Source organism: Prosthecobacter sp. SYSU 5D2 (genome assembly GCF_039655865.1).
Taxonomy (GTDB): Bacteria; Verrucomicrobiota; Verrucomicrobiia; order Verrucomicrobiales; family Verrucomicrobiaceae; genus Prosthecobacter.
Window position 1 is genome coordinate 459,540 of the sequence record NZ_JBBYXL010000002.1, and the last position, 13,789, is coordinate 473,328.

Sequence of the window (13,789 nt, forward strand, 5' to 3'; positions counted from 1 at the left end):
CCCCACCACACCATGCTGCGATTTAACCTTTTCGGTTTCCCTATCGTCATTCACTGGGTCTTCTGGCTGACGATGGCCATGTTGGGCGGCGGCTTCCAGGCCAATACGCCGGAGGCCATGCAGCGGGTATTGGTCTGGGTGGTGGCTGGGTTTCTGTCCATCCTCATCCATGAACTGGGCCATGCCACTGTGATGCGGCATTTTGGGGCGCAGCAGGTGCACATTGTCCTGCATGGATTCGGCGGGTATGCGCAGGGGCAGAGGCGCTTCCAGCGGCAGCAGGATTTCTTTGTGAGTGCGGCGGGGCCGTTCTTTCAGATCGCTGCCGGAGTGGCTGTCTGGTGGCTCATGGATGCGTGGCGGCCTGAGGCCCGGCTGGGTGTGTATTTCATGAGTTCTTTTGTGACCGTCAGCCTGATCTGGGCGGTCTTGAACCTTTTTCCCATCATTCCGCTGGATGGCGGCCACATCATGCAGGCCATCCTGGGGCCGCGCCAGCAGCGGACCGCGCTGCGCATCAGCATGATCTGCGCGCTGGGGTTTGGCCTTTATGCCATCACGGTCGGCCAGATTTTCATTGTGATCTTCTTTGCCATGTTCGCCTATAACAACTGGAAGCAGCTCAAAGGCGAGGCCCCCACGATGATGCCCTGAGCATCGCTGCCAGGGATACGAGACATGCGAGGCAAAAAAAACGCCGTGACCTGGAGGCCACGGCGTCTTTCTTTTTTTGATTCAAAGATGGTTAGGGCAGCTTGCGTACCCAGATGTTGCGCAGGCGGATCGGAGGATTGTTCTTGTGATCCTGCAGGCGTAGCGGTGCGGTGGCCGGGAAGGAGCCGGTGTAGTCGGTGATGTTCTTGTGCTTGGTGGGGCCCATGATCTTCGTGTGGACCTGCACGCAGACGCCGTTCACAAAGGTGGTCACGTAGGCCGGCTCGATCACTTTGTCGCCGTCCAGTTTTGGCGCGGTGAAGACGATGTCATAGGTCTGCCACTCGCCAGGCTTTTTCACGGCATTGACGAGAGGAGGCGTCTGTCCGTAGATGCAGCCGGTCATGCCGTCGGCATAGGTGGGGTTTTCATAGGTGTCCAGCATCTGGCACTCGTAGCGGTCCATGAAGAACACGCCGCCGTTGCCCTTTTTCTGGGAGTTGCCTGCGGTGTGCGGCTCGCTCTTCCACTCGATGTGGAACTGGCAGCTGGCAAATTCTTCCTTGGTCCAGGAATCGCCTCCGTCCACGACGAGCTCGCCGTTGTCAATTTTCCAGGCGCAAGGGCCCAGTTCCGCCGTCGGTTTGCCCTCGGCATTTTTGACCTTGGAAACAAAGGCGTCTGCATTCGTGCCGTCGAAAAGGATGATGGCATCGGCCGGGGCATCGCCCAGCTTTTTGCCAGGAGCGACGTATTCCGGCCGCGGGCGGTCGATGTCATGGACCTTCCACTGGGTGCCTGGAATGACAGGCGTGTCCGAGTAGCCGATGGGCGACGGAGCATCCGGTGCCGGTTTGTCAGCAGACAGAAGAGGGCCGGCCAGGGCCAGCAGGAGAGCAGGGGTGAGGTAATATTTCATGATGAATCAGGGAAGACGAAACGAGCACGCCCCGGCCATGTTGCAAGAGCCGCTTGAGAAAGAAGCAAAAAGCGTTTGCGGATGCTGCGAGCTGAGGCATACTGACCTCCCAACAAACCGCGGGGTGGAGCAGCCCGGTAGCTCGTCAGGCTCATAACCTGAAGGTCACAGGTTCAAATCCTGTCCCCGCTACCAAATGAAGGCCGTGCAGCAATGCACGGCCTTCACCTTTTTTGAGTTGAGCGCCTGTCACGGCAGCAAAGTCAGGCTCATAATCCGCTAGCGGGATTGCAGGTTCAAATCCTGTCCCCGCTACCCAATAAAGGCGTTGCAGGAATGTGCCGCTTGTACCCTTTTTGAAGTCTTTAGCTTGTAGAGATTTCCAAAAGGTTGTCTGAACTCTTCTCCAAAATCTTGCTTCTAGAAGGCTGGAATTTGGGTTCGGAGGACCGCATTTATGCGGGGATTGGGGGGCTTTGCTGCTTCAAAGATTCCGCTTAAAAGCGGTACTCCGAACGCCAGAATGTTGAATCCAGACTCCTCGGAAAGCCAATCATTGTCCGTGACGGACCAGGAACTCACACGATTCCCCGTCATTAACTGTTGGAATCACCGGCAGTTCGCGCGTTGCTCTGCGACGCAACGAGAGAGGCCAATGCCGCATGATTAACGCGCCTTAAAAGGCGCGGCCAATTGACGCGAAATCGTATCACCTCCTGATGATCTCTCGCACTCGCGATTTGAGGGTGATCAGGTCGTTTGCAAAACTGGTTTCTTTTTGGGCGGTTTCGATGGCTTGCCGGATTTCTTCGCCGGGAATGTCCGGGAATTCGGCTTCGAGAGATTCGCCTAAAGTCAGGACTTCAATGGGTTGGGCGGGAACGTCGAAGACGGGGGAATCAGACGGGTGCTGGGCATTGGTGCTCATGCAATGAAATCGCACCCGCGGGGCGGACTGGTCTTCTCCGCTCCTGGTCAGGGTGGAGGAGGGGAGGCGGGCAGGGCTGGGCTGGAGTTGCATTTGGGCAAAGGGGCCGAGCTTGCCGCCGGCCATGGTGGCGGTCATCTGCCTGCGCATGTAAGGGAGGGTGTGAAGAATGGGAAAGGCGAGGTCGCGCAGCCATCCGAGAGGCAGGAGGCCGGACTGGAAAAACGGCGTGGTCCAGCGGGTGGCGAACTGATAAAAACGGAGGTGCCGCCTACGCGTGGCGGAATACTGGGCCAGGGCCGCGGGCAACGGATGCTCCGTGAGGGCATCTCCCAGTGCGGCGGCATCCATGAGGGCCAGGTTCACGCCCTGGCCAAGCTGCGGGCTGAGCGCATGCGCGGCATCCCCCAGCATCACCACCCGCTCCCCATGCCACTGGCGCATCACCACATCGGAGTAGGCTGCGGCGGCCATCTGGTCATGGGATTCGATCTGCTGCAAAAAAGCCTCTGCCTGCGGTGCCAGGAAAAGGACCTGCCTTTTCCACTTTTCCAGGGGCTGGGTTCTCCATTCAGGAATCGCATCCAGACGGAGGCTCCAAAACAGGCTCAAAAGGTCATCCCGAGTGCCGGTGGGCAGGTAGCCGTTGAGCTGACGAGTGCCGCTCACGGACTGCCAGAGAACGTGCGGATCAAACTCCGGTGTGCGAAGGCCGATGAACCACAGGGCACCCCACGGATAGCGGCTGACACGCGCGGGCACGCCGCTCTGTGCACGCAGGGAGGAGCTGGCGCCATCGCAGATCAGCAGCAGATCATACGGGCCGTGGCGGTGACCATGGGCGTCTTGAAGGAGGGGGCGGCCGGTGCTGTCGCGCGTCAGTTTTTCCAGGGGCGTTCCCCAATGAATGGTCGCCCCGGCGGCCTGCATGGCCCTGACAAGTATTTCCAGCAGGGTGGCCCGGTGGGTACCTGCGCCGGAAAGTCCCGGACCCAGCTCTTGATAAGAGGTCAAGCAGCACCCGCCCGCCGGTGGTGCGGCAATACAGTTTGGAAACCTCCGCCGTGTGCGGCAGCAGCTCATCTAGGAGCCCCAGGCGTTGCAGCACGGCCAGGCCCGTGGGTTGGAGGAGGAAACCGGCCCCCACGGGCAGCCTCTGCGCGGCGCGCTCAAACAGGGTCACATCATGCCCGGCACGGGCCAGGAAGATGGCTGCTGCCGGGCCTGCGGTTCCGCATCCTGAGATCGCGATGCGTAGAGAGGGGCTGGCCATGCTTCAAGTGCACGATGAGGCTGACCTGGGGCTTGTCAAAGCCGGCCACGAAGAACGGATCCGCCTTACTCCACCTTCACTTTGACGCCGATGCTTTTGTAGCCCTCCACGATCTCGCTGGCGATCTTTGCATAGGGGCGTTCTTCGAGGAGGATGGGGAGATGTTTGAATACAGCCTCGCCGCGCATGGCGGGGGGCTTCATGTCGCGGGGATAGGTGAAGCGGCCGCCGTCCATGCGTTTGACACGGGGATCGTCAAAGAAGGCCCGCATGGCGGCGACCTCTCCGTGCACGGCATCCATGTAACGGATGAAGCGGGTGCCCTTGGCATCGCCGTCCAGGTGGCTGAAAAAATACACCAGGAGCTGCGAGCGGTGGTACATGATGCGCATCTGCTCCGGCGTGCTGCAGGCTTCCATCCACTTGTCGCGCGACATGGTCATGTGGGTTTCCAGGCTGCCGATCTCCGCTGGAAAACCTTCCTGCTTCTCCCAGTGGGTGATGTCCTCTTTCATGGCGTTTTTGTGGGCGTCTGCGCGGAAGGTGCCGGCGTTCAGTGGCAGCATTTCCGTGTATTCGGCCGTGCCTTCGATGACCCAGGTGGGCAGGAAGCCCAGGTATTCATCCATGAGCTGGTGGGTGATTTCGTGCACCAGGGTGCCATTGCTGTAGCCGTCGTTTTTGAAGTAGGTCTGCCCGCGCTTTTCCAGGCCCAGGCTGGGGAAGGGGATCTTGAAAATCTTGTCCCCGCTGCTATAAACGCCGCCGGAATTTTCAGGACCACCGGCATCAAAGTAATCCTGGCGCGACTCATAGAGGGCGGCCAGGAAGCGGGGCCTGCCATCCGGCGGATGGCAGACGATGCCCCAGGGCAGGGCCTCCACCAGGGCGCGGGTGGCCTCAAACGTGCGCGCCACTTCCTTCATCACACTGGCCGCCAGCTTGGCCTGGGACTGGAATTCGAACGCCTCCGACTGGTACACATATTTCCTTTCAGCCACGCTTTCATGGACCGCTTTGATCTCCAGGGACCGGGCGGAGACCTCCACTTTTCCCGGCCAGGTACGTTTTTCCATGGGCAGTCGCTTCGGGTCCGCAAGGGCAGCCGGTGCAGGGGCGGAGGCAGGGGCTGCCCCCTGAGCCTTGACGAATGCCTGGTCCTCTGCGCTCAGGCGCGCCAGGGGGAAGGGGACGGTGTTTCCTGCGGGCAGTTTCAGCATCACGCTGTCCCCCTGCACCCCCGCGTATTCCGCCTCCACCTTCCGGCCGGTATCATCCGTCCAGGCGCGCGATGCCGCGTGTCCCGCCAATGGCAGGCAGCACAAAGTGACGAGGCACAGACAAAGTATCGTTTTTTGCATGATCAGCGTAGGTTTATCATGAAGCCCCTTAAAGACGCAAGGCATGTGTACAAACTATCGCTGGCACGGGCGTCGCTTCTCTTTAAAAAGCACGCAACATGGCCCCCACCCCTCCGCACGTTTTTGAGCAGCCCGCTCCCGCCTTTGATGTCTCCCAGGTCGAAACTCCCGCCTATGTGGTGGACCTGGGGCTGCTGAAAAGGAACCTGGAAAAGCTGGCGGATGTGCAGGAGCGCTCCGGCGCCCGCATCCTCCTGGCGCTGAAGGGTTTTTCCATGTTTTCCACCTTTCCTCTGGTGCGCCAGTACCTTCATGGTTGCTGTGCCAGCGGCATCCATGAGGCGATGCTGGCCCATGAGGAATTTGGCAAGGAGCTGCATGTGTATGCCCCTGCTTTCAAGGATGCGGAAATGGACGCGCTGATCCCCATCGCCCATCATCTCAGTTTCAATTCCCCCGCCCAGTGGCAGCGCTTCCGCCCCCGGCTGGAGGCCGCGCGTGCCGCCGGTCTGCATGTGCCGAGCCCCGGGATCCGCGTGAATCCTGAGCATAGCGAGGTGGAGTGCAGCCTCTACGATCCCTGCTCCCCCGGCTGCCGCCTCGGCACCCGTTCCATTCACCTTGAGGATACCGACCTTACCGGCCTTGAAGGCCTGCATTTTCACGCCCTTTGTGAGCAGGATTCCGATGTCCTGGAGCGCACCTTGGCCGCTGTGGAAAAGCGCTTTCCCAAACTCCTCGCCCAGGCCAAGTGGGTGAACATGGGCGGTGGCCACCACATCACCCGCAACGACTACGACGTCGAGCGCCTGGTCCGCGTCATCCGCAGCTTCCGCGAGCGCTGGGGCAAGGAAGTCTATCTGGAGCCTGGGGAAGCCATCGCGCTGAACACCGGCTACCTCATCGCCGAGGTTCAGGACATCGTGCCCACCGACATCCCCACCGCCATCCTGGACACCTCCGCCACCGCCCACATGCCGGATACCCTGGAGATGCCCTATCGCCCGCACGTCATCGGCAGCGACCTGCCCGGCGTCCTCCCCCACACCTACCGCCTGGGTGGCCTCACCTGCCTGGCCGGGGACGTGATCAATGAGTACAGCTTTCCGCAACCCTTGCAGTTAGGCCAAAAGCTCGTCTTCACCGACATGGCCCATTACACCATGGTGAAAACAAGCACCTTCAACGGCGTGCCGCACCCGGACATTGATTTGTACGATCCTGCCACGGGCGAGGTTCGCATTGTACGCCATTTCGGATATGAGGATTTTAAGAGGAAGCTTTCGTGAGGGGTGGAGAAATCCTCGTGGCTGCTAATCGTGTGGTGTATTTGAGATTGAAGTCAATTCTGGAAGCCTTCATCGTGTGGCGATGATGAGAGCTTTTCACCTCTGCACTGCCCTGCTTGCCAATGCGGTGCTCGTTCTCGGAGCGATGGCATCGGGCGAAAAAAGTGGGGCAACTCCTATCTGCCTGACGGCAAACGACCTGTCCATTGCGACAGGCCAGCCCTCGCTGAAACTCATGGCCGGCGGCTCCGTGCAGATCCCCATTTGGTCCTTGTCAGGAGGCACTGCAGGGCAGTCGGTTGCGGGCCTTGTGGCCGGTCTTCCCGGCGATTGCGCCGCTGTGAAGGTGGAGATCGTGGTGATAAACACAGAGACGCCGGCGGAGCCCGGGTTGGAGGATGTTTACCGGGTTCATCTCACGCAGATGGTGGAGGATGCACCCTTCACTACCCGTTACTATCTGGGCACCCCCGTGCGAACCCGGCTTCCCGCCACTCGATTTTGCACCCGGACCATCGTTTTGGAGTCCTGCTACGAGACAGTCCCGAATGCGCCTCTGTGGATTCGTATCCAGCGCGAACCTGGGGATCCTGCCGACACGTTCACTAGGCCCACGGGCCTGGCTGCGGTCAAAGTGACACCCTTGGATGCCCCGCAGAAGCCACAGGTGGTGCAAGATACGAAAGGCTACAACTCGTGGCCGATGATGCAGGCCATCGGGGACAAGCTGGTCTGCGTGTACAGCCGGGGTCAAGGACACACGGTCGGTGAAGACGCCCGCGCCGTTTACTCCCGAACATCCGTGGACGGTGGAAAAACCTGGACGGCCGAAACTGTGGTCGCCAACACGCCACATTACGGTGAGGTCCCGGTCGGCAAGGGGCTGGACTCCTCCGGGCAGATGTTGCTCTGGATACGCCGTGTCGGGAAGGAATGGCAGCACGATCTTTACCGCAGTACGGATGGAGTGAAGTTCGTCCTTGTGGCGACGCCTCCACTTCCCGTGAAGCCGGTACAGATCACCGATATCTTTGAGGTTCCCACCGTCGGACTCATGGCTTTGTGGTTTGGCGGAAGCTACAAGGAAGAGGAAGGTCACTCCTGGGGCACACTGACCAGCCGCGACAACGGTGCCACCTGGCACCAGATCACCATCGAGTCCGATCTGCTCAAAGCGCAGTGGCCCACCGAGCCTGCCGCCGTATATCTCGGTGATGGAAAAATTCTTGCCATTGCGCGGACAGAACTGGCCGTCAATACCACGGAGCGGGCGCAATTCCAGATGGTGTCCACCGATTATGGCGCAACCTGGACACGTCATCGAACCAACATTGGCGATGTGACCAACTCCACTCCCAGCCTCATCCTTGATGCCGGGACAGGCTTGCTGAGCAACTATTATTATCAGCGCGGCAAAGGCGCCCTTCGTCGCCGGGTGGTTGACGCTGGCCGCATCTTCAACAGTCCGCTTCGCTGGCCTGCTTCAGAAGTTGTGGCTGAAGGCAGCCAGGTTAAGTTTGATGCCGGTAATGTGAACGCCACCGCGATCAAGGGCACCCACTACCTCTCATTCTACTCCGGCAAAGCTCCGGATACTGCGGTCCTGGTCTCGGAACTTCCGGCCCCCAGCCATTAAGACGACCGCATAGTCCAACTGCTTTCGCAGCCGGTCACGACGTAGCTGCGCTCGCCAGAGCGTGGGGTTTGCCGCCCTTCACGCCTCCATCCCCAGCTTCCCCAGCACCCCCTTCAGCTCCTCCGGCAGCGGGGCTTCCACCTGCAGGTGCTGGCCGCTGGCGGGGTGTTTCATCGTCAGCCGCTGCGCATGCAGAAACAGCCGTTTCAATCCCAGGTCTTTTTTTAACTTCCGGTTCAGCTCGAAGTGGCCATAGACGTCATCGCCTAACAAATGATGCTGGCGGGAAGAGGCCTGCACGCGGATCTGGTGGGTCTTGCCGGTGATGAGGTCCAGCCTGACCAGGGAGACCCGCTCGCCAGCGTGGTGCGCCAATGTTTGGAAATCCAGCTCGGCATTGGGCGGACGGCCTTTCACCACCCCTGTGCGCACCCGGCCCTTTTCGCGGGAGGTGGCCAGGTGGTCCAGCCATGTGCCTTCTTTGCCGGGATTTCCCCGCAGCAGGGCCAGGTATTCTTTCTGTACGGCATCCTCCTCAAACATGGTCCGGCACTTCATGGCGGTCTTTTCATCCAGCGCCCCCAGCAGCACGCCGGAGGTGTCCTGATCCAGGCGGTGGATCAGCCACACCTTGCCGCCGGGTCCGTCGAAGCACTGGTTTTCCAGGTCATAGCGGCCTTCAAAAGCGGCCTTCTCCGTGCCCCGGTTCGTGTTCGGGTGGGAGAGCACGCCGGCCGGTTTGTTCACGATCACGACAAAACGGTCGCGGTGTAAAACGGGACAGGTGGTCAGGGCGGGCGTCTCAGCCGGAGTCATGGTCCACCGTTGGCAAGAACGGCCGGTTTGTCACGCAACTCTCCGTTTTCACCCAGCAGCAGGTATCTAAGAGGCTTGTTTTTGCGGATGAAAATCACCGTAAGTGCGCAAACCAGACAGGTTAGCAGCGCAATGAAAGTCCTGGATGCAAGACTGTAAGGCACCAAGCTCAGGCCCAGCCTGCTGGCAGCTACTTCCACCGTTTCAATGAGTGCATGGTGCGAAAGATAGATGCCATAGGTTGAAGTGACAACAGCCACCACTGATGCTGGCAATCTCCGGATGGAAGGAAGGCTCAGCAAAAGCATCGTCACTCCAAAACCCGCCAAAGCCTTCTGCCCGCCCTCCATCCACGGGGGCAGAATTTCGAAGGCCGGACCTGCCGCTAGTACTATCACGGTAAGGTAATAGCACAAGCTCTCAGGCCATCTGACTTGGCCCCGGCCCATTCGCCAATGCACAACCGCCGCCAAGCCTGCGTACAGCAGGCTATCATGTAGAGCCGACTCGAACATCAGATACGCCCGCGACATCCCCAAAAGCCCGAAGCCAGCCGCTGAAATGAGGAATATGAGCCCTGCTGCACGCCATTTCAAACAGGGTTGAAAAATCAAGAAGAATCCGAGCACCCACGTCTGGCAGAGCATTAAAAAGGGCAGAAAATAAAGATGTACCCCGGCCCCGCCAAAGAAGAGGAGATGCAGCCAGTCCGGAATAAAAGGCTGGTCTTGCAGGCCGTGTTTAATGAACCTCATTGAAATATAGATCAGTGTCCATGCTGCATACGGCACACAAATTCTGTCAAACCGCAGTCCTTTTAGGCTCGAACGCACATGCTTACCTTTATGCGTGAAAGTCCTGAGGCGATGGATAAAAAAATACAGAGCGAGAGTGATGAAAAACGGAACACTCAGCATATTAAACGCCCTGCCCACTGCATCGGAACTTGCATCTGCGGGACCCAGGTGGACAAACACCACGCAAAAGGCAAAAAAACATCTTCCTAAGTCGAGAGTAAAGTTGTGGGATGTCTGCATGAAGTCGGTGGTCTCTAAACGCGCAGATCAAGCCGTCAATCGTCCACCTGTACATTTCGAAATCACCACCCACGAAGGCCGACCACCAGCCTCATCTTCCTCTTGCAGCTTTCGCGGGGAGTGCTTTGTGAATACCCGCCCAATGTCTTCCACCCTGACTCCGCTCTCTGAGATTGCCGACGCCCTGCGCCCAGCCCAGCGCATCGCCATTGCTGCGCACGTGCGGCCGGACGGAGATGCCGTCGGTTCGGTCATGGGCCTGGCGCTGAGCCTGCGGGCCATGGGCAAGACGGTGTATGCGCTGCTGGAGGATGGCGTGCCGCTGAACCTGACGTTTCTGCCGGAGGTGGCCACCATCTTGACGCCGCCATATGCGGATTTTGACATTGATGTCGCGGTGGCCCTGGACACGGCCACGCATGAGCGGGTGGGCGAGCAGACGCAGGCCGTACTGGCCCGCGCGCCGCTGTTTATTGATATTGACCATCATCCCAGCAATCCCGGCTACGGGCATCTGAACCATGTGGACGGCACGCAGCCGGCGGTGGGCCAGATCGTCTATGATCTGCTGAAAACGGGCGGCTTTCCCATCACGGATGCGGTGATGCAGCATCTCTACACGGCCATCAGTACGGACACGGGCTCTTTCCAATATTCCAGCACGAATCCGCGCACGCATGAAATCGCGGCGGAGATGCTGCGTGCGGGGCTGGATACCTCCCGGCTCTCACAGCTCATTTATCACACCTTTCCCGCCCGCCGCCTGTTGCTGCTGCGCGCCATGCTGAATGAGATGGAGCTCCGCGCGGAGGGACGGATCGCCAGCTGGCAGTTTACCCAGGCGCTGATGGATGAAATCCAGGTGCAGCCGGGGGATACGGAGGGCCTCATTGATACCCTGCGGATGATTGATACCGTGGTCTCCGCCGTCATCTTTGAGGAGATGGCCGGGGGCAAAGTCCGCGTCAGCGCCCGGTCCAAGGACCCGCGGCTGGACGTCTCCGCCGTGTGCGGCCAGTTTGGGGGCGGAGGCCACCGCATGGCCTCCGGCACCCGCATGAAAGGCCCCATCCAGGTGGCCGCAGAAACCTTTTTGACCGCCCTAGAAAATGAAGTCCGAAGACTCGATTAATGGTGTCCTATTAGTGGACAAAGACCCCGATATGACCTCCCACGATGTGGTGGCCGTGGCCCGCCGCTGCCTGAATACCAAAAAGATCGGCCACTGCGGCACCCTGGATCCGATGGCCACCGGCATGCTCATCCTGGTCATCGGCACCGGCACGAAGCTGCAGGACCTGCTGATGAGCGAGGACAAGGAATACATCGGCAGTCTGCGCCTGGGCGCGACCACCAGTACGCAGGATCGGGAAGGGGAGATCCTGGAGGAAAAGCCCGTGCCCGCCTTCACCGACGACCAGATCCGCGAAGCCTTTGACGCCTACCGGGGTGATTTCTACCAGACGCCGCCCATGGTCAGCGCCATCAAGATTGATGGCGTGCCGCTTTATAAACTGGCCCGTCAGGGCAAGGAAGTGGAGCGCAAACCGCGCTTCGTCCGGGTGTATGATTATCAGCTCAACAAGATCGCGGTGCCAGACGTGGATTTCCGGGTGGTGTGCACCAAAGGGTTTTACGTCCGCACGTATGCGCATGACATCGGCCAGAAGCTGGGCTGCGGCGCGCATCTGACCGCGCTGCGCCGTTCCCGCAGCGGGCACTTCAAGTTTGAGCCGGGAAATCACACCACCTTCAGCGCGCTCAAAGAGGGCCGCCGGGAGGAAGTGATGGCTTCGATGATGAGCCTGTATGATGTTTCCAAGCTCCGTGGGGCGTAGCCCAAGCATGGGACACAGGCGTCCCGCCTGTGGCTTGAACAGCCAAGATGGCTGTTCTCCATGCTAAATCACACACCCCCAAACCGGCGCTGCCGTTTGCTGTAGTCGCGGATGGCGTCCTTGAGGTCTTCCTTGTCGAAGTCGGGCCAGAGTTTCGGCGTGACGAAAAACTCCGTGTAGCTGAGCTGCCAGAGGAGGAAGTTGGAGATGCGCATCTCACCGCTCGTGCGGATGAGCAGGTCCGGGTCCGGATAGTAGCGGGTGTAGAGATGTTTGCTGAAGACATCGCCGTCTATCATGCCCTTGTCCAGGTGCCCGCGCTCCACGCTGTCAATGAGGCTTTTGATGCCGTCAATGATCTCCTCCCGCCCGCCGTAGCTGAGCGCCAGGATGAGGGTGAGGCCATTGTTCTGGGAGGTGGCCTCCACGGAGCGGTGCAGCTGATCCTGGCATGACTTGGGCAGGTCATGCAGCCGGCCGATGGCCTGGAGGCGGATGTTCTGCTCCTTCATTTCATCCGTCTTGCTGCGGAGAAACTGCTCCAGGAGCTTCATGAGGGCGTCCACTTCGCGCTTGGGGCGCTTCCAGTTTTCGGATGAAAAAGCGTACAGGGTCAGGTATTCCACACCCAGCTCGCCGCAGCCTTCCGTCACACGGCGGACGGTTTCCGCCCCCGCCCGGTGGCCTTCGGTGCGCGGCAGGCCGCGCTCCTTGGCCCAGCGCCCATTGCCATCCATGATGATGGCAATGTGACGCGGGATGGATTTGATCTCGTCAGCAGCAGGGGTGGCGGTGGGCATGGCGGGCCGGGATCACGGCGTGTCGTAAGTCGGCAGGGAAGCGGCGTCAAAACGTGCGGCACCCACTTCATCGGCGATCTCATTCAGCGCATCCACTTCTGCGGTGGTGAACAGCAGGCCGCCGGCCTTGGCGGTGTGGGCGGCGTTCTGCGCTTCCGGCTGGCCGGGAAGCATGCAGCCCTCGTTGCCGTGGCCCAGGATGTCATCAATGACGGCCTTCATGTTGCTGTTGAAGTCGCGCCCCTGGGCGAAGAGGCCGCTGCTGATGGCGTCCGGGTGGATGACCTGGAAATAGAAGCTGCCGGTGCGTTTTTCGCCTTCCGGTGTCGGCTGGCCTTTGATCGTTGGGTGGGCACCGCCACCACGCAGGGTCGGCAGGGAACCGCCGATCATCGCACCCATGACTTCGATGAGGAGAGAGAGGCCGTAGCCTTTGTGCGCGCCAAAGGGCAGCAGCCACTGGGCGGCATTGGCGTCCGTCGTCGGGTTGCCTGCTGCATCCACGGCGGCACCGGGAGGCAGGGGCTTGCCTTCACGCTTGAGCTGCTGCACCCGGCCCATGGCCACAGTGCTGGTGGCCCAGTCAATCACAATGGGGAAACCGCAGGCGTCCTGTGTAGGCAGGCCCCAGGAATGCGGGTTGGTGCCCAGCACAGGGAATTTGCCACCGAAGGGCACCACTTCACCCAGCGTGGAGGTGCAGTTGGTGTAGGCGATGTAACCTTTTTTGGCGGCGTCCATGACGTAACCGCCGCCCCAGAGGTAATGGAAGGCATTGTCCACGCTGACCTGGCCGATGCCGTATTTGTCTGCCATCTCCATGCAGCGCTCCATGGCACTGAAGGCCACGCTCTGGCCCAGCTTCAATTGTGCGTCCCACACCTCGCTGGCGGCAAATTTTTTCTCGATGACCTTCACTTCCGCCCCTGGCTTGCAACCGCCCGTGGCGCTGCCGAAGAGGTGGTCCAGATGCAGCGCCTTGATGGCATTGTGCGTGCGGATGCCGTGGGCCGAGGCCATTTCACAAAACCGTGCGGCGTCTTCAGCCTCCGCAGCGGTGTAACCCCGGTGCACATAGGCAGCGCGGACGAGATCATTGTGGGCGGCAGTGGGAAGGACGTGGTAGGTGGTGGACATGGCTGGATGAGAGGGAATGCTGTAAAACTGGGCGGAGGGCGGTGCAAGTGGAGAGGCGGGGGGAATAATGACGAATGACGAATTCCGAATTTCAAACCATC

The 13,789-nt window shown here is 60.1% G+C and carries 12 protein-coding genes and 1 tRNA gene; 6 read left to right on the top strand and 7 right to left on the bottom strand.

The window, feature by feature from the left end; translation table 11 throughout:
• Positions 1–12 precede the first annotated feature (12 nt).
• On the top strand, positions 13–654 hold the full coding sequence (locus WJU23_RS04455) for a M50 family metallopeptidase (RefSeq protein WP_346331332.1): 642 nt from the start codon (positions 13–15) through the stop codon (positions 652–654).
• Between the two features lie 91 nt (positions 655–745).
• Here WJU23_RS04455 and WJU23_RS04460 read toward each other — a convergent pair whose 3' ends face one another.
• Complete coding sequence (locus WJU23_RS04460) at positions 746–1,573, bottom strand: DUF1080 domain-containing protein (RefSeq protein ID WP_346331333.1); 828 nt, start codon at positions 1,571–1,573, stop codon at positions 746–748.
• 118 nt (positions 1,574–1,691) lie between these two features.
• Here WJU23_RS04460 and WJU23_RS04465 point away from each other — a divergent pair.
• Positions 1,692–1,768, top strand: a tRNA-Met gene (locus WJU23_RS04465).
• Positions 1,769–2,282: 514 nt separating this feature from the next.
• On the opposite strand, the gene WJU23_RS04470 is transcribed toward WJU23_RS04465, so the two are convergent.
• Both WJU23_RS04470 and WJU23_RS04475 read right to left on the bottom strand, forming a co-directional pair.
• Positions 2,283–3,515 (bottom strand): NAD(P)/FAD-dependent oxidoreductase, encoded by a 1,233-nt coding sequence (locus tag WJU23_RS04470; protein ID WP_346331334.1) that lies wholly within the window; start codon positions 3,513–3,515, stop codon positions 2,283–2,285.
• A 324-nt stretch (positions 3,516–3,839) separates the two neighbouring features.
• Positions 3,840–5,135, bottom strand: a complete 1,296-nt coding sequence (locus WJU23_RS04475) for an SHD1 domain-containing protein (RefSeq protein ID WP_346331335.1) — start codon at positions 5,133–5,135, stop codon at positions 3,840–3,842.
• A 98-nt stretch (positions 5,136–5,233) separates the two neighbouring features.
• On the opposite strand from WJU23_RS04475, the gene nspC reads away from it, so the two are divergent.
• Together nspC and WJU23_RS04485 are read left to right on the top strand one after the other, a co-directional pair.
• Complete coding sequence (nspC, locus tag WJU23_RS04480) at positions 5,234–6,424, top strand: carboxynorspermidine decarboxylase (protein ID WP_346331336.1); 1,191 nt, start codon at positions 5,234–5,236, stop codon at positions 6,422–6,424.
• 82 nt (positions 6,425–6,506) lie between these two features.
• Positions 6,507–8,060 (top strand): sialidase family protein, encoded by a 1,554-nt coding sequence (locus WJU23_RS04485; protein WP_346331337.1) that lies wholly within the window; start codon positions 6,507–6,509, stop codon positions 8,058–8,060.
• Between the two features lie 78 nt (positions 8,061–8,138).
• Here the strand turns inward: WJU23_RS04485 and WJU23_RS04490 are convergent, their stop codons facing one another.
• Both WJU23_RS04490 and WJU23_RS04495 read right to left on the bottom strand, forming a co-directional pair.
• Positions 8,139–8,876 carry an RluA family pseudouridine synthase gene (locus tag WJU23_RS04490; RefSeq protein WP_346331338.1) on the bottom strand — a complete coding sequence of 246 codons (738 nt, stop codon included), beginning with the start codon at positions 8,874–8,876 and terminating at the stop codon, positions 8,139–8,141.
• The gene (locus WJU23_RS04495) at positions 8,873–9,913 is read right to left on the bottom strand and encodes an acyltransferase family protein (protein ID WP_346331339.1); all 1,041 of its coding nucleotides are present in this window, start codon (positions 9,911–9,913) and stop codon (positions 8,873–8,875) included. The genes WJU23_RS04490 and WJU23_RS04495 overlap by 4 nt, the downstream gene beginning before the upstream one ends.
• Positions 9,914–10,055: 142 nt before the next feature.
• On the opposite strand from WJU23_RS04495, the gene WJU23_RS04500 reads away from it, so the two are divergent.
• Both WJU23_RS04500 and truB read left to right on the top strand, forming a co-directional pair.
• Positions 10,056–11,045: a bifunctional oligoribonuclease/PAP phosphatase NrnA gene (locus tag WJU23_RS04500; RefSeq protein ID WP_346331340.1), complete on the top strand. Its 990-nt coding sequence runs from the start codon at positions 10,056–10,058 to the stop codon at positions 11,043–11,045.
• 31 nt (positions 11,046–11,076) lie between these two features.
• Positions 11,077–11,751, top strand: coding sequence for a tRNA pseudouridine(55) synthase TruB (truB, locus tag WJU23_RS04505; protein ID WP_346331341.1), 675 nt, complete (start codon positions 11,077–11,079; stop codon positions 11,749–11,751).
• Between the two features lie 68 nt (positions 11,752–11,819).
• Here truB and WJU23_RS04510 read toward each other — a convergent pair whose 3' ends face one another.
• Together WJU23_RS04510 and WJU23_RS04515 are read right to left on the bottom strand one after the other, a co-directional pair.
• Positions 11,820–12,551: an isoprenyl transferase gene (locus WJU23_RS04510; RefSeq protein WP_346331342.1), complete on the bottom strand. Its 732-nt coding sequence runs from the start codon at positions 12,549–12,551 to the stop codon at positions 11,820–11,822.
• A gap of 12 nt (positions 12,552–12,563) precedes the next feature.
• Complete coding sequence (locus WJU23_RS04515; RefSeq protein WP_346331343.1) at positions 12,564–13,688, bottom strand: Ldh family oxidoreductase; 1,125 nt, start codon at positions 13,686–13,688, stop codon at positions 12,564–12,566.
• Between the last annotated feature and the right edge of the window lie 101 nt (positions 13,689–13,789).